Genomic DNA, 20,678 nt, shown 5'->3' on the forward strand with positions numbered 1-20,678 from the left:
CCGCCCCCAAAGGATTACTGCTTCGCACGCTCTTCCAGCATGGCAACGGCAGGCAGTTTTTTGCCTTCAACGAACTCAAGGAACGCGCCGCCGCCCGTCGAGATATAGGAGATTTTGTCTTCAATGCCAAACAGATCGATAGCAGCCAGCGTATCACCGCCACCTGCAACAGAGAACGCGTCACTGTCTGCAATCGCGTTAGCGACAATCTCGGTGCCTTTACGGAAGTTCGGGAACTCAAACACACCAACCGGGCCATTCCACAGAATGGTTTTCGCATTCTTGAGGATGGTTGCCATGGCCTGAGCGGTTTCGTCGCCGAAGTCCATAATCTCTTCGTTATCTGCCACTTCCGAAACCTTTTTCACGGTTGCCGGGGCAGTTTCAGAGAATTCCGTGCCAACGCGTGAGTCGGTTGGGACAGGAATACCGTACTGATCGCGCAGGCCTTTTGCCGCTTCAACAAAGTCTGGCTCATACAGCGATTTACCCACTTTGTTATCGATAGCGACGAAGGTGTTCGCAATGCCACCGCCGACAATCACGGTGTCAGCAATCTTGACCAGCGACTGCAGCACATCAAATTTGGTTGAGACTTTTGAACCACCGACGACGGCCACCAGCGGACGCTCAGGGTTTTTCATCACTTTACCCAGCGCGTCCAGCTCAGCCGACAGCAGCGGGCCCGCACAGGCGACAGGCGCAAATTTACCCACGCCGTGTGTAGAGGCCTGGGCGCGGTGCGCGGTGCCAAAAGCATCCATCACGAACACGTCACACAGTGCTGCGTATTTTTTTGCCAGCGCCTCGTCGTCTTTCTTTTCGCCTTTGTTAAAGCGAACGTTTTCCAGCACAACCAGCTCGCCCGCGCCGATATCGACGCCGTCAAGGTAGTCTTTCGCCAGCGTTACCGGGGTGCCGTTCAGTTTTTCTTTCAGGTAGTTCACTACAGGCAGCAGTGAGAATTCGTCGTTGTATTCACCTTCGGTCGGACGACCCAGGTGAGAGGTAACCATCACTTTAGCGCCCTGCTTCAGGGCTGCTTCGATGGTAGGCAGAGACGCACGGATACGTGCATCTGACGTCACTTTCCCTTCTTTTACCGGCACGTTGAGATCGGCGCGGATTAGAACGCGTTTGCCAGCAAGATCCAGATCGGTCATCTTAATTACGGACATGGTGAACCCTCTCGTTGATTCTCATAAGTTTTGCCAGACGCAAACCGCGTCTTACCTGAAACCGCTTGCGGCCATCGCTAACGTCGTGTCGATCATTCGGTTAGCAAAGCCCCATTCGTTGTCGCACCAGACCAGGGTTTTGATCAGATGCTGACCGCTGACCCGCGTTTGTGTACCGTCCACAATGGCACTGTGCGGATCATGGTTGAAATCTATTGAGACTAACGGCAACTCCGTATAGTCAACTATACCACGAAACGCCCCTTCTGCCGCGCTCAGCAACAAGGCGTTAACCTCACAGGCCTTAACCGGCTGACGCACAGAAACGCTGAGATCAATGGCGGTCACGTTGATCGTCGGCACACGCACTGCAATGGCTTCAAAGCGATCGTTAAATTTCGGAAAAATACGCGTAATGCCTGCCGCCAGGCGCGTGTCCACCGGAATAATAGACTGACTGGCTGCACGCGTGCGGCGCAGATCGCTGTGATAGGCATCGATCACCTGTTGATCGTGCATCGCCGAATGGATCGTCGTCACCGTGCCCGACTCAATCCCAAACGCATCATCCAGCAGCTTAATCACGGGAATAATGCAGTTGGTGGTGCAAGAGGCATTCGAGACAATACAGTCCGTTTGTTTCAGTTCCTGCTCGTTAACACCGTACACGACGGTGGCATCAAGATCGTGACCACCCGGATGGGAAAACAGGACTTTTTTAGCGCCAGCGCGCAGATGAGCTTCACCATCCTGGCGGGAACCATAAACGCCGGTACAGTCCAGTACCACATCGACATTGAGTTCGCGCCAGGGCAGCGCGTCCAGTCCGGCGTGGTGCAGAATACGAATGGTATCTTCTCCCACCCACAGCAGGTCCCGCTCCTGGCGAACATCCAGTGCAAAACGGCCATGACTGGTGTCGTATTTTAATAAGTGCGCCATGCCTGCGGCTTCCGCCAGCTCATTAATCGCCACCACGGTGATTTCAGCACGGCGTCCCGTTTCATACAGTGCACGCAACACGTTGCGTCCAATGCGACCAAAGCCGTTTATTGCAACCCGAATGGTCATCTTTCTCCTGCCAAACCAGACTGAAAAAAAGGTGCAGATAGCCTGAGCGTTTCACCACGTTTTGTACAGGAGATTCTTACCCGATGCAGGGTGAACGCGCCATAACTGAAACGGTTCAGCGAGAATAATAGAAGTGAGGAATAACAGGAATGACTGCGATCAAGCGAGCTGCGAATTTTTGGATCTGCATCACATAATTGAGCAAAAATGAGCGATTACTCCAGGAATAATTGCGTCAGTCAGGGGGCAGAAAGCGCCCCCCTTTTTATTGCTATCCTGACGCGCAGGCACGCGTCAGGATTGTGGCATTACGCCAGCAACGCTTTTGCTTTTGCGACAACGTTGTCGAGCGTGAAACCGAACACTTCGAACAGCTTCTCAGCAGGAGCCGACTCACCAAAGGTGGTCATCCCAACAATAGCCCCGTTCAGCCCGGTGTATTTAAACCAGTAATCGGCGATACCAGCCTCAATAGCGACGCGCGCCGCAACGGCTTTTGGCAGAACAGATTCACGGTATTCTTCGGACTGTTTATCGAAAGCATCGGTCGATGGCATAGACACCACGCGCACCTTGCGACCTTCTTCGGTAAGCTTCTGGTAAGCCGCGACGGCCAGTTCCACTTCGGAACCGGTGGCAATCAGAATCAGTTCTGGCGTGCCTGCGCTGTCTTTGAGGACATAACCACCGCGGGCCACGTTGGCCAGTTGCTCGGGTGTACGCTCCTGCTGTGCCAGGTTTTGACGCGAGAAGATCAGGGCGCTTGGGCCGTCTTTACGCTCAATGGCATATTTCCACGCCACGGCAGATTCAACCTGGTCACACGGACGCCACAGGCTCATGTTCGGCGTCGTGCGCAGGCTTGCCATCTGCTCAACAGGCTGGTGCGTCGGGCCATCTTCACCCAGACCGATTGAATCATGGGTATACACCATGATCTGACGGATCTTCATCAGCGCAGCCATACGTGCCGCGTTACGCGCATATTCCACGAACATCAGGAAGGTTGCGGTATAAGGCAGGAAACCGCCGTGCAGGGCCAGACCGTTAGCAATCGCGGTCATACCAAACTCACGCACACCATAATGGATGTAGTTACCCGCAGCATCTTCATTGATTGGCTTAGAGCCCGACCAGATAGTCAGGTTACTGGGTGCCAGATCCGCTGAGCCGCCCAGATATTCCGGCAGGATCTTACCAAACGCTTCAATCGCATTCTGCGAAGCTTTACGGCTGGCAATTTTCGCCGGGTTCGCCTGCAACTGCTCAATGAATTTTTGCGACTCTTGCTGCCAGTTAGCTGGCAGTTCGTTGCTCATGCGACGTTTGAATTCGGCAGCCAGTTCCGGGAAGGCTTTAGCGTAAGCGGCAAATTTTTCATTCCACGCGGCTTCTTTCGCCTGGCCCGCTTCTTTAGCATCCCACTCGGCATAAATCTCAGACGGGATAACAAATGGCGGGTACTCCCAACCCAGTTGCTTACGGGTCAAGGCCACTTCGTCGTCACCCAGTGGCGCGCCATGTGAATCATGGGTGCCCGCTTTGTTTGGTGAACCGAAACCAATCACGGTTTTGCACATCAGCAGTGAAGGCTTATCGGTTACGGCTTTCGCTTCTTCGATGGCTTTCGCGATCGCATCCGCGTTATGCCCATCCACACCGCGCACCACATGCCAGCCATAGGCTTCAAAACGCTTAGCGGTGTCATCGGTAAACCAGCCGTCGATATGGCCATCGATTGAAATACCGTTATCGTCATAGAAGGCCACCAGCTTACCGAGCTTCAGCGTACCGGCCAGTGAGCAGACTTCGTGTGAGATGCCTTCCATCATGCAACCATCGCCCATAAACACCCAAGTGTTATGGTCTACGATGTCATGACCCGGACGGTTGAACTGCGCCGCTAATGTGCGCTCAGCGATGGCAAAACCCACGGCATTGGCAATGCCCTGGCCCAGCGGACCGGTGGTGGTTTCCACACCAACGGTGTAGCCGTACTCAGGGTGACCCGGGGTTTTAGAGTGCAGCTGACGGAAGTTTTCCAGTTCGCTGATGGGCAAATCGTAACCGGTCAGATGCAGCAGGCTGTAGATCAGCATCGAACCGTGACCATTCGACAGCACAAAACGGTCGCGGTCAGCCCACAATGGGTTAGTTGGATTATGATTCAGGTAGCCACGCCATAACACTTCGGCGATATCCGCCATGCCCATAGGGGCACCCGGATGTCCCGATTTAGCTTTTTGCACTGCATCCATACTTAACGCGCGAATGGCATTGGCAAGATCTTTACGAGAGGGCATCTTCTACTCCATTTCGGATTAACGATTTGCGCCTTAACCTTTTGTAATTAATCAGTTATCGGGCAAAGCGAGGGGAAACTTTCACAACAATGTACATGAAAAACGGCCTAAAAGTAATGTCGTAAAACGCGAAATATGCCCGGCGCGTTTGGCTTTTCCGGTAATGTCTGCTAGCAAAACGGTTTACCGCCGACTATAACCAGTAAGTTCGATCACCAGCCACCGCGTCAGGTGATTGTTTTTTATCTTGTTACTATTGGGAAGATGGAATGAAAATTCAGAAAACGGTACTGGCTTTGGGGATGATCGCGCTGTTAAGCGGCTGCGAGGGGATGAATAACAACGGCCTGCTGCAGTCAGGTGCACAGGCTTTCCAGGCGTACACATTAAGCGATGCCCAGGTGAAGCAGTTGAGCGATCAATCCTGTGCCCAGATGGACAAAGACAATCAGGTCGCGCCGGCGAACAGCGAATACCAGCAACGTCTGAATAAAATCGCGGCCGCACTGGGCGACAACATTAACGGTACGCCGGCTAACTATAAGGTCTACCAGACCAAAGATGTGAATGCCTGGGCGATGGCCAACGGCTGTATACGCGTTTACAGCGGCCTGATGGACATGATGAACGACAATGAAGTGGAGGCGGTGCTGGGGCACGAAATGGGTCACGTCGCGCTGGGCCATACACGTAAAGCGATGCAGGTTGCCTTTACCACGACCGCCGCGCGCACCGCTGCCGCGTCCATAGGAGGCATCATTGGCTCGCTGTCGCAGTCACAACTGGGCGATATGGGCGAAAAACTGGTGAATGCGCAGTTCTCCCAGACTCAGGAAACGCAGGCGGATGACTACTCTTACGATCTGCTTAAAAAACGGGGAATTGACCCTGTCGGATTAGCGACCAGCTTTGAAAAACTGGCGAAACTGGAACAGGGTCGCCAGAGCTCTATGTTCGATTCGCACCCTGATTCTGAAGCCCGCGCACAACACATTCGCGATCGTATCGCGGCAGACAGCAAGTAAGCCTGAATCAGCGGGATAACGCTGCGTTATCCCGCTGTGGCATTAGCCTTTGTTGGCGGCCTGAACGTGTAACATATCCAGTGCCAGCGTTGCGGCAGCCAGCGCGGTCAGATCGGCGTGATCATAGCCCGGGGCCACTTCCACCAGATCCATCCCGACAATATTCATGCCCTGCAAACCCCGAATCAACTTGGTCGCTTTGTCGGTCGTTAAACCACCGATCACTGGCGTACCGGTACCCGGCGCATGCGCAGGGTCCAGGCAGTCAATGTCAAAGGTAAGGTAAACCGGCAGATCGCCAACGGTGCGCTTAATTTCCGCCAGGATATCGTCCACGCTGCGGTCGTTAACCTGCGCCGCATCCAGCACGTTAAAGCCCAGGCTCTTATCGAACTCGGTACGGATACCGATCTGGACGGAGTGCTGCGGATCGATCAGGCCCTCTTTTGGCGCCGTAAAGAACATGGTGCCATGGTCAAACGTGGGGCCGTTAGAATAGGTATCGGTATGCGCGTCGAAGTGCACCAGCGCCATTTTACCGAAGTGCTTCGCGTGGGCACGCAGTAGCGGCAGCGTGACGTAGTGATCGCCGCCAAACGTCATCATACGTTTACCGTTAGCCAGCAGCTTCTCTGCGTGAGCCTGCAACTTGTCAGACAGGTCCTGAGAGTCGCCAAAGGCATAAACCAGATCGCCACAGTCCACGACATTCAGGCGCTGACGCAGGTCAAAATCCCACGGCCAGCGACAGCCTTCCCAGGCCAGATTCGTTGAAATCTGACGGATGGCACCAGGGCCAAGACGGCTGCCTGGACGGCCAGAGGTTGCTGCATCAAATGGAACGCCGGTGATCACCCACTCTGCGTCGCTGTCGTAAGGCTGAAAATTGACTGGAAAACGCATAAAACCAAAGGCGTTAGAAACCAGTGAATTGTCGTACTGATTACCGAGGGTATTGTACATAAGTCGTCCTCTGTTAATGTCTGAACCGGGCCGGGCCCGCACACCTTTCAGGTTGAGATAAAAAAAATCCCCTCCGCGTCGTTAGGCCCGACGAGGAAGGGATGTGTTGCCGCCGATTATCAACAATGTCCCACCCGGCTGCAAGCGCTTCGCAGGGCGTTATTCGTCTTCTAAATACGTGTAGCCATAGAGACCGCTTTCAAACTCCTGCAGGAACTGCTCACGCAGGTCTTCGTCCAGTTCAGAGGTCTGAATCTGTTTACGGAACAGCGTCATCAGCTCATTGGGGTCCAGCTGCACATACTGCAACATGTCGGCCACGGTATCGCCTTCATCGGAAAGCTGTACTTCCACTTCGCCATCCTGGAATGCGAAGACATCCACTGCTTCGGTATCACCAAACAGGTTGTGCATGTTGCCCAGAATTTCCTGGTACGCGCCGACCATAAAGAAGCCCAGCATCGGTGGGTTCTCCACATCATATTCCGGCATCGGCATGGTCGTCGCGATGCCGTCGCCATCCACGTAATGATCGATGGTGCCATCGGAGTCACAGGTTATATCCAGCAGCACGGCCCGACGTTCGGGCTTTTTATTCAGGCCTTCCAGTGGCAGCACCGGGAACAGCTGATCGATGCCCCACGCGTCCGGCATCGACTGGAACAGCGAGAAGTTCACATAGATCTTATCCGCCATGCGCTCCTGCAGCTCATCAATAATCGGGCGATGTGCGCGGTTGCTGGGATCCAGATGCTGCTGAATATAATGGCAAATGCTCAGGTACAGCTGTTCAGCCCAGGCGCGCTGCTTAAGGCTGTAAATGCCTGACGAATAGCCGGTGTGAATATCAAACAGGTCCATCTGGCTGTCGTGCAGCCATTCACGCAGAGAGCGGCGCGTATTCGGCTCGTGCATCTCCTGCCAGGTTTCCCACATGCTCAGGATAGGACGTGGCGCATCATCGATATCGGGCGCTTCAGGTTTGCTGAATTCGTTCCGCTCAACACCAATGATGTTAGAGACCAGCACCGTATGGTGCGCCGTTACGGCGCGACCGGACTCGGTGATGACGGTAGGATGTTCAAGTCCGTGTTCGTCGCAGGCGGCACCGATGGCCCAGATAACATTATTAGCGTATTCATTCAGCCCGTAGTTTACCGAGCAGTCAGACTGTGAACGCGTCCCTTCATAATCCACGCCCAGACCGCCGCCGACGTCGAAGCACTTAATGTTGACGCCCAGCTTCGCCAGCTCCACGTAAAAACGTGCCGACTCGCGCACGCCGGTGGCGATATCGCGAATATTCGCCATCTGAGAGCCAAGGTGGAAGTGCAGCAGTTGCAGGCTGTCAATGCGTCCGGCTTCGCGCATGATTTCAACCAGCTTCAGCACCTGCGTGGCAGACAGGCCAAATTTGGATTTCTCGCCACCGCTCGACTGCCATTTACCGGAACCTTGCGACGCCAGACGCGCACGAATGCCGAGGCGCGGCACCACATTCAGGCGTTCCGCTTCTTCCAGCACCAGACGCACTTCGGTCATCTTCTCCAGAACCAGATAAACCTTGTGCCCCATTTTTTCGCCGATCAGCGCCAGACGAATGTATTCACGATCTTTATAACCGTTACAGACAATCACTGAGCGGGTGTGGCCGGCATGCGCCAGCACCGCCATCAGTTCCGCTTTTGATCCGGCTTCAAGGCCCAACGGCTCACCGGAGTTCACCAGCGATTCAATCACGCGTTTGTGCTGGTTAACCTTGATGGGATAAACCAGGAAGTAGTCACCGGTATAGCCATAGGATTCACGCGCGCGTTTGAACGCGGCGTTGATTGAGCGCAGGCGGTGCTGAAGGATCTGCGGAAAACAGAACAACGCCGGCAGACGCTGGCCTTGCGCCTCACGTTCTTTCACCAGTTTTGCCAGATCAACGCGCACGTCCGGGCGATCCGGGTCGGGACAGACACTAATATGACCCAGTTCATTCACGTCATAATAGTTATTGCCCCACCAGGCAATGTTATAGGTCCGCAGCATCAGGCTGGCGTCCTGATCGTTCATCGCCACCTCCTGCATAGAGCGGAGAGCACCTTGTTCGCCAGCTGACGAACCCTTGATATTCTTCATGCCGTCAGACATCACGAACCTCAATTTTCCGTTGAAAGATAATACTGTAATCCGACTCAACAGCCGGATGTAGGGAAATTCGTTGCCACATATTACGTCATGCTCTGTCAGCGTCATGCGCCCAGATAATCCCCTTGCATGACCTAAGTGTAAAACACTCCGCCACGACAGGGGAAAAAAGGGCCGCGAATAATTCACACCACGTCGGTCGGGCCACTTGCCCACGTTGACGTGTCAGAGGTTAGCCAGCGCTTGTGTCGGGATAATTACCGAAGCGAATAAAAGGGTGGCAGGAAAGAAATAAAGACGGGAAACAGGATAACGCTGACGCAAAGCCAGCACGCAAAGAAGCCGTGAAGGAGAAGATAAGGCTCATGACGTGTATCACCTCCGCACATGACGCCGTCATGTGGCAAACCATCAGGGTGAAAGCCAGACAGTGGTCTGACGGGCGCGACGCGATAGCGCGTCATCCTTTTTCTGCTGCAAACGCAGCGGCGTTTTATACAATTTGCGCCTGAAAAATGCAAAGAGATTATTCGCTTAATGCTGGCCCTGCCCGCAGCATTATTCACTACTCAGCACCAGGCCGGCAGTGCATCAGAAAAAAGGGCTGGTAATTCGCTCATCTCGTAACCTAAAATAGACGTCCAGATGGTTTTCCATCTAAACAGGTTAATATCCAGGCGGTGTTGGCCTGGCGTGCTGACACTACCTGACTGCTCTCGGCTTTGCCTTAAGGGGCGTTAAGTCAGCTAACACTCACTTGCGCTACGCAGTCGAACTCAAACCATTGGTAAGGTAAAGAACATAATGGCTAAACATCTTTTTACATCCGAGTCCGTATCAGAAGGACATCCTGATAAAATCGCTGACCAGATTTCCGATGCGGTGCTTGATGCGATCCTGGAGCAGGATCCTAAAGCGCGCGTGGCCTGCGAAACGTACGTGAAGACCGGTATGGTTCTGGTCGGCGGCGAAATCACGACCAGCGCCTGGGTTGATATCGAAGAAATCACCCGTAATACCGTACGTGAAATCGGCTATGTTCATTCCGATATGGGCTTTGATGCCAATTCCTGCGCCGTGTTAAGCGCCATCGGTAAACAATCTCAGGACATCAACCAGGGCGTTGACCGCAGCGATCCGCTGGAACAGGGTGCAGGCGATCAGGGCCTGATGTTCGGCTACGCGACCAACGAAACCGACGTGCTGATGCCCGCCCCGGTAACCTATGCGCATCGTCTGGTTCAGCGTCAGGCTGAAGTCCGCAAAAATGGCACGCTGCCATGGCTGCGCCCGGATGCGAAAAGCCAGGTCACTTTCCAGTATGACAATGGCAAGATTGTAGGCATCGACGCGGTCGTGCTCTCGACTCAGCACAGCGAAGCCATCAGCCAGCACGATCTGCAGGAAGCGGTGATGGAAGAAATCATCAAGCCGGTACTGCCTTCTGAGTGGTTGAACGCGTCCACCAAATACCACATCAACCCAACCGGCCGTTTTGTTATCGGCGGTCCAATGGGTGACTGTGGCCTGACCGGTCGTAAAATCATTGTCGATACCTACGGCGGGATGGCGCGTCACGGTGGCGGCGCATTCTCAGGTAAAGATCCCTCAAAAGTTGACCGCTCCGCGGCGTACGCTGCGCGCTATGTTGCCAAAAATATCGTGGCGGCTGGCCTGGCCGATCGGTGTGAGATTCAGGTTTCCTACGCCATCGGCGTGGCAGAGCCGACATCTATCATGGTGGAAACCTTTGGTACCGAGAAAGTCTCTACTGAACAGCTGACGCTGCTGGTCCGTGAATTCTTTGACCTGCGTCCATACGGTCTGATTCAGATGCTGGATCTGCTGCACCCAATCTATAAAGAAACGGCCGCTTACGGTCACTTTGGTCGCGAACATTTCCCATGGGAAAAAACCGACAAAGCGGCACAGCTGCGCGAGGCCGCTGGTCTGTAAGCATTGGTGAGTAAGTGCACCTGAAAGCCCTGCCCGATGGCGGGGCTTTTTTATGAGCTTTATCCCGCATTCGTCCTCCGCTTTTTTCCTGCGGCACATTTTTTTAACTCAACTACACTTTCTTTCAGTTTGTACCCTGCCCTTGTGTTAACGATTACAATTTGAAACGCTTTAAATATCGGCTATTTAGGAATTTATCGCCGTAGTTATTCTTTTAAAAATGCGTTATTTTCAGCGTCATCTGATAGGCGTTAATCAGGACATTGTCAGAAACTTCGAGGGTACTATACCTCACTGGTTACTTGACCTTTCTGGGTTGTAAATGCTGGATTTCAGGGTTTCAGCATGTGTAAGCGATTACATCAATGTGATCGGGCTCACTTTTAACCCAGATAAGGTTTTTTAACATCGATAACAACAATGATGGATAATTTGGAGGCAACCATGCCTGGCAACTCACATAAAAGCAGAACCTCAAATAAGGCAATGACCTTATTTGTCTGCTTTCTGGCAGCGCTCGCAGGCCTGCTCTTTGGGCTGGATATCGGCGTTATCGCAGGTGCCCTGCCCTTTATCGCTAAGGACTTTAATGTTACTGCCCACCAACAGGAGTGGATTGTCAGCTCCATGATGTTTGGTGCAGCCATTGGTGCTATCGGCAGCGGCTGGATGTCATCACGTCTGGGCCGTAAAAAAAGCCTGATGGCCGGTGCGATTCTGTTTGTCATTGGATCACTCTGGTCAGCGATGGCACCTAATCCGGAAATGTTGATCTGCGCGCGCGTACTGTTAGGTCTCGCCGTGGGTGTCGCCTCGTATACCGCGCCACTTTACCTTTCTGAAATCGCACCAGAGAAAATCCGCGGCAGCATGATCTCGCTGTACCAGCTGATGATTACCATCGGTATTCTGGGTGCGTATCTCTCCGATACCGCATTTAGCTTTACCGGAAACTGGCGCTGGATGCTGGGCGTGATCACGATCCCTGCCATTCTGCTGCTGATTGGTGTGTTCTTCCTGCCGAACAGCCCGCGCTGGCTGGCGGCGAAAGGCAACTTCCGCGACGCACAGCGTGTTCTGGATCGTCTGCGTGACACCAGTGAACAGGCAAAACGCGAACTGGATGAGATCCGCGAAAGCCTGAAAGTGAAGCAGTCTGGCTGGGGTCTGTTTACCAATAACGCCAACTTCCGCCGCGCGGTCTTCCTCGGCATTCTGCTTCAGGTGATGCAGCAGTTCACCGGGATGAACGTCATCATGTATTACGCGCCGAAAATCTTTGAGATCGCCGGTTTTGCGAATACGACTCAGCAGATGTGGGGAACGGTTATTGTCGGTCTGGTTAACGTACTGGCCACCTTCATCGCCATTGGCCTGGTGGATCGCTGGGGCCGTAAGCCTACACTGATTCTGGGCTTCCTGGTCATGGCTGCCGGTATGGGCATCCTGGGCACTATGCTGCACATGGGCATCCATACACCAGGCGCGCAGTACTTCGCCATTGGTATGCTGCTGATGTTTATCGTGGGCTTCGCCATGTCAGCCGGTCCGTTGATTTGGGTACTGTGTTCCGAAATTCAGCCGCTGAAAGGGCGTGATTTTGGTATCACGGTTTCAACCACCACCAACTGGATTGCCAATATGATCGTTGGCGCAACCTTCCTGACCATGCTGAACACGCTGGGTAATGCACCGACCTTCTGGGTTTACGCGCTGCTGAACGTGTTCTTTATTGTGCTCACCGTTATGCTCATTCCGGAGACTAAAAACGTGTCGCTGGAACATATTGAACGTAACCTGATGGCGGGTAAAAAACTGCGCGATATCGGCCAGTAAATTCCTTCGCGCCCGCGTCCGTGAAAGCCAGTCAGTGTAAACTGACTGGCTTTTTTTAACCCTTTACCCACGCCAACAGCTCAGCGTATTCACGCTCAAACCCTGCCACGCCTGGCTTGCGCCGCCCCGCTTCGCTTTTCTTTCGTTAAAGTCGAAAAAATATACGCCGATAAATGACCTGACGTTTCCCTTATAAAAACCCGTTTTCAGACTTTATTTTCATCAGGAAATCCAATGAACAACCCCAGCGTAAAAAAGACAATGAGCACTCGGGCTCAGATGCTGCTGGCAGGGGGAATGACGATTGTCGTGGGCTTTGCAGCGACCATCGGATTGCTCAGCTGGCAGTCTTCAAAAGCGCAAAAATCTCTGGCCGCTGACTACCTGCAACAAATTGCTGCCAGCCATGCCGGACAAATTCAACAGGAACTGACACATGCACTGGACGCGGCACAAAACCTGGGGCAAAGCCTTGCCGCGCTGCCAGCGGCCGGCGTGACCGATCGCAACGTTGCCCATAAGCTCATGGAATATGCCCTGCAGAAAAATCCTGACTTTGTATCGATGACCGTGGTGTTCGAACCCAACGCCTTCGACGGTCGTGACAGTGCTTTCGCCGGCCAGCAGGGAATGCCACCCGAGGGGCGCTATGCCTGGTATATTGATCGGGATAAAGACGGGCATTTTAAAATGAATCCGGCGCTGGATTTTTTACAACCCGGTGCGGGCAATTACTATCTGCTGCCGAAAGAAACGCTTAAAGACACGCTGATTGAACCCTACAGCTTCGCCTATGATGGCGCGAAACCCGAGTGGTTAACCTCAGTCGCCACGCCTGTCATGGTGAACGATAAGCTAAAACTGGTCGTCAGCTCGGATATTCTGCTGTCGTCTATCCAGAAAAAAATCAACCAGATCAAACCCTGGCAAGGCACCGGTTACGCGCTGCTGATTTCGAACAGCGGTAACGTGATTTCCTCCCCCGATACAAGTGAAGCGGGCAAGAAATGGCCGGGGAACGTAAACAGCACCAGTACCAACGTGACGGAGCAATACGATCCGGTGCTCAAAGAACAGGCCATGTATACGTGGTATCCCGTGCGCGTTGGGAAGAGTGATAAACCCTGGTATGTCGGGATCGTGGCGCCCGTCAGTCAGGTGATGGCGGCCGCTGACCGCCAGCTGTACTGGGCCATCGGGCTGATGATCATCAGCATCCTGTCGGTGGGTGCCGTACTGGGGCTGCTGTTCAGTCGCAAAGTGATGCGCCCGCTGGGTGGTGAACCGGCAGAGGCTGCGCGTATCGCGCTGGCTGTGGCTGAGGGGCGGTTAAACAACAGCATTGGCGTTGCGCCCGACGATAGCCGTAGTCTGTTCTACGCGTTGAGTACCATGCAGTCACAGCTTAGGACGATGGTCGGCCAAATCAAAGATGCCAGCCTCTCTGTCCAGCAGGGCGCGGGCGAAATCGCCAGCGCCAACCTGAACCTGTCCTCCCGAACTGAGGAGCAGGCTGCCGCCCTGGAGGAAACTGCGGCCAGCATGGAACAGATTAGCGCGGCCATTCGTATGAACGCTGACAACGCACAACAGGCGACAGGCCTGACGGAAAATGCCACCCGTATCGCTAACCGTGGCGAAACGCTGGTGGATCAGGTCGTGACAACCATGGCGAAGATCGATGAAAGCTCGCAGAAAATTGGTGATATCACCACGCTGATTAACAGCATTGCTTTCCAGACCAATATTCTGGCGCTTAACGCCGCCGTTGAAGCGGCACGTGCAGGGGAACAGGGACGCGGATTTGCCGTGGTGGCCTCAGAAGTGCGTAACCTGGCGCAGCGCACCACCAGTGCCGTAAAGGACATCGCCGCCCTGATTGAAGAGTCAGCGCTGCGCGTCGAGAATGGCGTTGTGCTGGTCAATGATGCGGGCAAAACCATGCATGAAATGACAAATGCCGTTTCATCCGTGCAGCGCATCATCGGTGAAATTGTTGCCGCATCCGATGAACAGGCGCGCGGTATCGCTCAGGTCACCATTGCCGTTAATGAAATGGACGGCACGACTCAGCAAAATGCGGCACTGGTTCAGCAGATGTCGGCGGCCTCCAGTTCGCTTGAGGATCAGGCCCGCCAGCTGGCACAAACCGTCGCGCAGTTCCATTAAGCCGTGGCGATGTCCGTCGTGACAGACGGGCATCGCCATCTTTGCCCCGCGCATTCATATTGAGTTCCGCCTCTGCGGCGCTTATGCTGAGCGCCATGAAAACACCTCGTCTTCCGATTGCCCTGCAACAAGCCGTTATGCGCGCCCTGCGTGATGCTCTTGAGCGCGCTAATCGCACGCTTGAACGCACCTACCCTGAGCCCACGCTGGTTTATCAGCAACGGGGCACCGCCGCCGGTACCGCCTGGCTGGAAAAATGGGAGATTCGCCTCAATCCTGTGCTGCTGCTGGAGAACCAACAGGCGTTTATTGATGAAGTCGTCCCTCACGAACTGGCCCATTTGCTGGTGTGGAAGACCTTTGGTCGCGTGGCACCGCACGGGAAAGAGTGGAAGTGGATGATGGAAACCGTCCTCGGTGTTCCGGCCCAGCGTACCCACCGTTTTGAAGTCGCGTCCGTCCGTAGTCGCACCTTTGCCTACCGCTGTCAGTGCCAGCAGCACCACCTTACCGTACGGCGTCATAATCGCGTGATTCGCGGCGAAAGCGAATACCGCTGTGTCCATTGCGGCAACGTATTAAAAGCCGGCCTTTTCCTTCCATCCTGACCGGATTCTCATTCCGCCTGCCCCCGCATTCTGGTACCCTGCCGCCCTTTTTAGGATCAAGGTGATAACTGGAATATGTCTCACAAAATAATCATGACCGCCGCGCTGCTGCTGGCCTCCTTTCATGCTACCGCGCTTAACCTGAATAATTACCATCAGAATAATTTTCAGCAGGCAAAAGCTTATGCGGCCGAGATTAATGCCGATGCACCGGGCAGCTTTTATTGCGGCTGCAAAATGACCTGGCACGGTAAAAAGGGCGAACCTGATCTGAGCAGCTGCGGTTATCAACCGCGTAAAAATGCCAACCGTGCCGCGCGCATCGAGTGGGAGCACGTGATGCCTGCCTGGGAGTTCGGTCATCAACGTCAGTGCTGGCAGAATGGTGGACGCAAAAACTGCAGTAAAGATGCCGACTATCGCCATATGGAGACCGATCTGCACAATCTGCAACCGGCAATAGGTGAAGTAAACGGCGACCGGGGTAACTTTGCTTACAGCCAGTGGAACGGGACAGAGAAGCAATATGGTCAGTGCAGCATGCACATTGATTTTAAAAACAAACAGGCAGAGCCACCAGAACGGGCCCGCGGTGCCATCGCGCGCACCTACTTCTATATGCGCGATCAATATCATCTGCGCTTGTCGCGCCAGCAAACCCAGCTATTTACGGCCTGGAACAAGCTCTATCCGGTCAGCCAGTGGGAATGCGAGCGAGACCAACGTATCGCACGGGTTCAGGGGAATCATAATCCTTATGTGCTCGAAGCTTGCAAGCGTTAAAATCCCTGCCCTAAACTAACTGTCTTTACGGCCTCGCCGCGTGGATCGCGCGGCGTTTTGCTCTCAGGTACTTTATGCGCATACCTCGCATTTTTCACTCACAGCCGCTGCATGTTGGCAGTGAGATTACACTGGATGACGATGCCTCTAACCATGTTGGTCGCGTATTACGCATGACCAGCGGACAGCATCTGGAACTGTTTGATGGCAGTAATCTGACTTTCGCAGCAGAAATCACGCAAGTTGATAAAAAACGTGTAAAAGTATCCATCACAGCGAGTCAGACAGACGATCGTGAATCGCCCCTTTATCTCCATCTCGGCCAGGTGATGTCGCGTGGCGAAAAAATGGAATTTACCATCCAGAAATCAATCGAACTGGGCGTTAATGTCATCACGCCGCTGTTTTCTGAGCGCTGTGGTGTCAAACTGGACGCCGAACGTCTGGCGAAAAAAATTCAGCAATGGCAAAAGATTGCGATTGCCGCCTGTGAACAGTGTGGCCGTAACCGGGTACCGGAAATCCGTCCGGCGATGACGCTGGAAGCCTGGTGCAGTGAAGCGGAAAGTGGGTTAAAACTGAATCTGCATCCGCGCGCCAGCCACAGTATTAACACCTTGCCCCAACCGGTCGAGCGCGTCAGGTTGCTGATTGGCCCGGAAGGTGGGCTGTCCGCTGAAGAAATTGCCATGACGGCACAGCATGGATTTACGGATATTTTGCTTGGCCCACGCGTTTTACGCACCGAAACCACCGCGCTGACGGCCATTACGGCACTTCAGGTGAGGTTTGGCGACCTGGGTTAAGCGATACTTTTAGCACGTTCAGGTCATGCAGCCTCACCGCCAGCCTGATAGATCAGCCCCTTTTGCCCGAACGGAACGAGACGGTTAGTGCCGCCTCCTTCAGGAGAGAATAATGATTAAGCTTGGCATCGTGATGGACCCGATCGCATCCATCAACATTAAGAAAGACTCCAGCTTTGCAATGCTGCTGGAAGCCCAGCGCCGGGGCTACGAAATTCACTATATGGAGATGAACGATCTCTCCCTCCGCGGCGGCGTGGCCTTTGCCCGCACGCGCCTGCTCAGCGTGGAACAGAATGCCGCGAGCTGGTACCAGTTTGGCAGCGAACAGCAGATCAAACTGGCCGATCTTGATGTCGTCCTGATGCGCAAAGACCCACCGTTCGATACCGAATTCATCTACTGCACCTACATTCTGGAACGTGCCGAAGAACAGGGCACGCTGATCGTTAACAAGCCGCAAAGCCTGCGCGACTGCAATGAAAAACTCTATACCGCCTGGTTTGCTGAATTTACGCCGGATACGCTGGTGACCCGTTCGAAGCAGCAACTCCGTGCGTTCTGGCAGGAGCATGGCGATGTGATTATGAAGCCGCTGGACGGCATGGGTGGGGCATCCATCTTTCGCGTGAAGCAGGATGACCCGAACTTTGGCGTAATCGCCGAAACGCTGACAGAGCATGAAAGCCGCTACTGCATGGCGCAAAATTATCTGCCAGCGATCAAAGAGGGCGACAAACGCGTACTGGTCGTCGATGGCGAACCCGTTCCCTATTGCCTGGCGCGTATCCCTCAAGGCGGTGAAACCCGTGGTAACCTGGCCGCCGGTGGACGCGGTGAAGCGCGCCCGCTGAGCGAAAGTGACTGGGCGATCGCCCGCAAAGTCGGACCCACGCTTAAAGCCAAAGGCTTGATTTTTGTCGGACTCGATATTATTGGTGATAGACTGACAGAAGTTAACGTGACCAGCCCAACATGCATTCGTGAAATCGAGGCCGCTTTCCCTGTGTCCATCACCGGTATGCTGATGGATGCCATTGAGAAGCGTCTGGGCTCAGCATAACGCTGGGACCATGCTCCGTGATCAACCCAACACCGGTGCTGACTTTACGCACCGGTTATCTTTGGTAAAGCATGTGAGAATGAATTTACAGCATCACTTTTTGATTGCCATGCCAGCGTTGCAGGATCCCTTTTTCAAACGTTCTGTGGTCTACATTTGCGAGCACAACGAAGAAGGGGCAATGGGGCTGATTATTAACAAGCCTATGGAAAACCTGACGGTTGAAGGCATTTTGAAAAAGCTCAAGATTGCCGAGGAAAACCGCGATCCGGCAATCAACCTGGATAAGCCGGTATTCAGCGGCGGCCCGCTGGCAGAAGATCGCGGATTTATCCTGCACTCTGCCCAGCGCACGTTTACCTCCAGCATCCGTGTCTCAGACAACACGGTGATCACGACATCACGCGATGTCCTGGAAGCCATAGGTACCGCCGATCAGCCCGATCATGTTCTGGTGGCGCTGGGCTATTGCGCCTGGGAAAAAGATCAGCTTGAAAATGAGCTGATGGAAAACGCCTGGCTGACCACCCCCGCAAACAGCAATATTCTGTTTCAGACGCCCATCGCTGAGCGCTGGCGCGAAGCGGCACGAAGCATCGGGGTGGATATTCACAATATGGCCAGCGATGCAGGTCACGCCTGATGACACATCAAACCTTGTTAGGCTTCGACTTCGGCACCAAAAGCATTGGCGTTGCCGTCGGGCAGCAGCTGACGGGCAGCGCCCGTCCGTTAAGTGCCCTCAAAGCACAGGACGGTACGCCTGACTGGCTGCAAATCGAAAAGTTGCTGAAAGAGTGGCAGCCTGATTTTGTGGTGGTGGGATTGCCGCTTAATATGGACGGCAGCGAACAGCCACTGACCGCGCGTGCGCGCAAGTTTGCCAACCGCTTACACGGGCGTTTCGGCATTCGCGTGGAGCTGCAGGACGAACGCCTCAGTACCGTTGAAGCCCGTGCGGGCCTGTTTGAGCGTGGCGGTTACCGTGCGCTGAACAAAGGGTCGATCGATTCACAGTCAGCGGCCATTATCCTGCAGGACTGGTTCGACACTCACTAGCGAATGACCCCTTCAGCCTGACGGGCTGCGCGGCTCTGTTCGAATGTCTGCATCCCGGCCCGAGCGCCGGTTTGCAGAAGCGCCGGAATCTGATGCATTTTGCCTTCCCGAATCAGATTGACCACGGCACTGGTCGCCATCAATACTTCAAACAGCCCGGTCCTCTTCTCATCACAGGCTGGCACCAGTTGCTGCGCGATCACTGCGTTGAGGCTGCTTGCCAGTTGAGTGCGCACCAGATTTTTTTCCTCCGCAGGAAACACATCCACCAGCCTGTCTACCGCCTGCACCGCACCGCGCGTGTGCAGCGTGGCCAGCACCAGATGGCCGGTTTCTGCGGCAGTGAGCGCCTGACGAATGGTATCGCTGTCGCGCAGTTCCCCCAGCATAATAACGTCAGGATCTTCCCTGAGTGCGGCTTTCAGGCCCTGGCTGAAACTCCGGCAATGCATACCGACTTCACGCTGTTGAATCAGAGATTGCTGACTGTGATGGATAAACTCAATCGGGTCCTCCAGGGTCAGGATATGGCGGGCCTGCTGCCGGTTAATCGCATCCACCATTGCCGCGAGGGTGGTCGACTTACCGCTGCCCGTCGCCCCGGTGATTAATATCAGTCCGTCCCGTTTCTTCAGTAACGCCTGCACCCCTTCCGGTACGCGCAGATCGGTCAGCGTCGGGCATTCGCTGGCGATGGTGCGTAGCGCCAGAGACAGCCCGTTACGCTGCATAAACAGGTTGGCGCGCAGGCGCTGTCCCGCCGCCAGGGTCAACGCGAAATCCAGTTGCCCTTCCCGCTTAAGTTGCTGCTGCTGTTCGCTGTCCAGCCACACCGACGTAAACTGCGCCATCCAGTCAGGTGACAGCGCAGACCGATCGGGCAGCGGCTCCAGCCTGCCCTGACGCCGCCAGTACGGCAAATGTCCGCTACAAAGGTGCAGATCGGCAGCGTTATGCTTTACACTAAGCGCCACGATTTCATCCAGATTCATTGTGTTCTCCCGACTATGACTTCAATCCAGCACAACCTACAGCAAGTCCGCCAGCGAATCGCCGCTGCTGCAAGGCGTTGCGGCCGGGCTCCCGAAGAAATTACGCTACTTGCAGTGAGCAAAACGAAACCTGCGAGCGCAGTCGAAGAAGCGGCGGCGGCGGGTCAGCTCGCGTTCGGGGAAAATTACGTTCAGGAAGGGGTTGAAAAGGTTCAGGCGCTGACCTCACATCTCAATCTGATATGGCACTTCATTGGCCCGCTGCAGTCCAATAAAAGCCGACTGGTGGCAGAACACTTTGCCTGGTGCCACACCCTTGATCGTCTGAAGATTGCACAGCGGCTTAACGATCAGCGGCCTGAACATCTGGCACCGCTCAATGTGCTGATTCAGGTAAATATCAGTGACGAAAACAGCAAATCTGGCATCATGCTGGAGGCCGTCGACGAACTGGCGCAGGCTATTGCCGCGATGCCGCGTTTGCGTTTGCGCGGGCTGATGGCGATTCCGGCACCCGAACAGGATTATCAGAAACAGCTGGCGGTATGTCAGCAAATGGCTGATGCATTTCACCAGTTAAAACAGCACTATAGTGATGTTGATACGCTGTCGATGGGAATGAGTGATGATATGGAGGCGGCGATTGCCGCAGGCAGCACCCTGGTGCGCATTGGCACCGCAATATTTGGCGCACGTGATTACACACAGCCTTCACAACAATAATTGAGGA

General features: G+C 54.3%; 17 protein-coding genes. 11 read left to right on the forward strand and 6 right to left on the reverse strand.

Translation table 11 applies throughout. From position 1 onward, the window contains the following. Positions 1 to 14 precede the first annotated feature (14 nt). The 3 genes from pgk to tkt all read right to left on the reverse strand — a co-directional run bounded on the left by pgk (position 15) and on the right by tkt (position 4,552). A complete protein-coding gene (gene pgk, locus C7433_RS13760; RefSeq protein ID WP_033739641.1) occupies positions 15 to 1,178 on the reverse strand; it encodes a phosphoglycerate kinase in 1,164 nt (387 codons plus the stop codon). A 51-nt stretch (positions 1,179 to 1,229) separates the two neighbouring features. Then, a complete protein-coding gene (gene epd / locus C7433_RS13765; protein WP_033739643.1) occupies positions 1,230 to 2,249 on the reverse strand; it encodes an erythrose-4-phosphate dehydrogenase in 1,020 nt (339 codons plus the stop codon). Positions 2,250 to 2,557: 308 nt separating this feature from the next. Next, positions 2,558 to 4,552 carry a transketolase gene (tkt, locus tag C7433_RS13770; RefSeq protein WP_006120840.1) on the reverse strand — a complete coding sequence of 665 codons (1,995 nt, stop codon included), beginning with the start codon at positions 4,550 to 4,552 and terminating at the stop codon, positions 2,558 to 2,560. Between the two features lie 269 nt (positions 4,553 to 4,821). On the opposite strand from tkt, the gene C7433_RS13775 reads away from it, so the two are divergent. Continuing rightward, positions 4,822 to 5,577 (forward strand): M48 family metallopeptidase, encoded by a 756-nt coding sequence (locus C7433_RS13775; RefSeq protein WP_110268364.1) that lies wholly within the window; start codon positions 4,822 to 4,824, stop codon positions 5,575 to 5,577. A gap of 42 nt (positions 5,578 to 5,619) precedes the next feature. On the opposite strand, the gene speB is transcribed toward C7433_RS13775, so the two are convergent. Beyond that, positions 5,620 to 6,540: an agmatinase gene (gene speB / locus C7433_RS13780; protein ID WP_033739645.1), complete on the reverse strand. Its 921-nt coding sequence runs from the start codon at positions 6,538 to 6,540 to the stop codon at positions 5,620 to 5,622. Between the two features lie 159 nt (positions 6,541 to 6,699). After that, positions 6,700 to 8,679 (reverse strand): biosynthetic arginine decarboxylase, encoded by a 1,980-nt coding sequence (gene speA, locus C7433_RS13785; protein ID WP_033739647.1) that lies wholly within the window; start codon positions 8,677 to 8,679, stop codon positions 6,700 to 6,702. A gap of 801 nt (positions 8,680 to 9,480) precedes the next feature. Between speA and metK the strand changes: the two genes are divergently transcribed. The 9 genes from metK to ruvX all read left to right on the forward strand — a co-directional run bounded on the left by metK (position 9,481) and on the right by ruvX (position 18,956). Next, the gene (metK, locus tag C7433_RS13795; protein WP_110268365.1) at positions 9,481 to 10,632 is read left to right on the forward strand and encodes a methionine adenosyltransferase; all 1,152 of its coding nucleotides are present in this window, start codon (positions 9,481 to 9,483) and stop codon (positions 10,630 to 10,632) included. 444 nt (positions 10,633 to 11,076) lie between these two features. Continuing rightward, positions 11,077 to 12,468: a sugar porter family MFS transporter gene (locus C7433_RS13800; RefSeq protein ID WP_006120845.1), complete on the forward strand. Its 1,392-nt coding sequence runs from the start codon at positions 11,077 to 11,079 to the stop codon at positions 12,466 to 12,468. Between the two features lie 234 nt (positions 12,469 to 12,702). Then, the gene (locus C7433_RS13805; RefSeq protein WP_054687090.1) at positions 12,703 to 14,637 is read left to right on the forward strand and encodes a methyl-accepting chemotaxis protein; all 1,935 of its coding nucleotides are present in this window, start codon (positions 12,703 to 12,705) and stop codon (positions 14,635 to 14,637) included. A gap of 95 nt (positions 14,638 to 14,732) precedes the next feature. Then, entirely contained in the window at positions 14,733 to 15,245 is a 513-nt protein-coding gene (locus tag C7433_RS13810; RefSeq protein ID WP_110268430.1) for a SprT family zinc-dependent metalloprotease, read from the forward strand. Positions 15,246 to 15,320: 75 nt separating this feature from the next. Further along, on the forward strand, positions 15,321 to 16,028 hold the full coding sequence (gene endA, locus C7433_RS13815) for a deoxyribonuclease I (RefSeq protein ID WP_033739651.1): 708 nt from the start codon (positions 15,321 to 15,323) through the stop codon (positions 16,026 to 16,028). A 74-nt stretch (positions 16,029 to 16,102) separates the two neighbouring features. Further along, on the forward strand, positions 16,103 to 16,834 hold the full coding sequence (gene rsmE, locus C7433_RS13820; RefSeq protein WP_039339281.1) for a 16S rRNA (uracil(1498)-N(3))-methyltransferase: 732 nt from the start codon (positions 16,103 to 16,105) through the stop codon (positions 16,832 to 16,834). Between the two features lie 112 nt (positions 16,835 to 16,946). Then, the gene (gene gshB / locus C7433_RS13825) at positions 16,947 to 17,897 is read left to right on the forward strand and encodes a glutathione synthase (protein WP_033739652.1); all 951 of its coding nucleotides are present in this window, start codon (positions 16,947 to 16,949) and stop codon (positions 17,895 to 17,897) included. Between the two features lie 79 nt (positions 17,898 to 17,976). Then, positions 17,977 to 18,540, forward strand: a complete 564-nt coding sequence (locus tag C7433_RS13830) for a YqgE/AlgH family protein (RefSeq protein WP_033739653.1) — start codon at positions 17,977 to 17,979, stop codon at positions 18,538 to 18,540. Next, the gene (ruvX, locus tag C7433_RS13835) at positions 18,540 to 18,956 is read left to right on the forward strand and encodes a Holliday junction resolvase RuvX (protein WP_110268366.1); all 417 of its coding nucleotides are present in this window, start codon (positions 18,540 to 18,542) and stop codon (positions 18,954 to 18,956) included. The genes C7433_RS13830 and ruvX overlap by 1 nt, the downstream gene beginning before the upstream one ends. Here ruvX and C7433_RS13840 read toward each other — a convergent pair. Next, entirely contained in the window at positions 18,953 to 19,948 is a 996-nt protein-coding gene (locus C7433_RS13840) for a type IV pilus twitching motility protein PilT (RefSeq protein ID WP_110268367.1), read from the reverse strand. The two genes, ruvX and C7433_RS13840, sit on opposite strands and share 4 nt — an antisense overlap. 15 nt (positions 19,949 to 19,963) lie before the next feature. On the opposite strand from C7433_RS13840, the gene C7433_RS13845 reads away from it, so the two are divergent. After that, complete coding sequence (locus C7433_RS13845) at positions 19,964 to 20,671, forward strand: YggS family pyridoxal phosphate-dependent enzyme (protein ID WP_110268368.1); 708 nt, start codon at positions 19,964 to 19,966, stop codon at positions 20,669 to 20,671. The last annotated feature ends 7 nt before the right edge of the window (positions 20,672 to 20,678 follow it).

This window comes from Pantoea sp. PNA 03-3 (assembly GCF_003201175.1).
GTDB lineage: Bacteria > Pseudomonadota > Gammaproteobacteria > Enterobacterales > Enterobacteriaceae > Pantoea > Pantoea stewartii.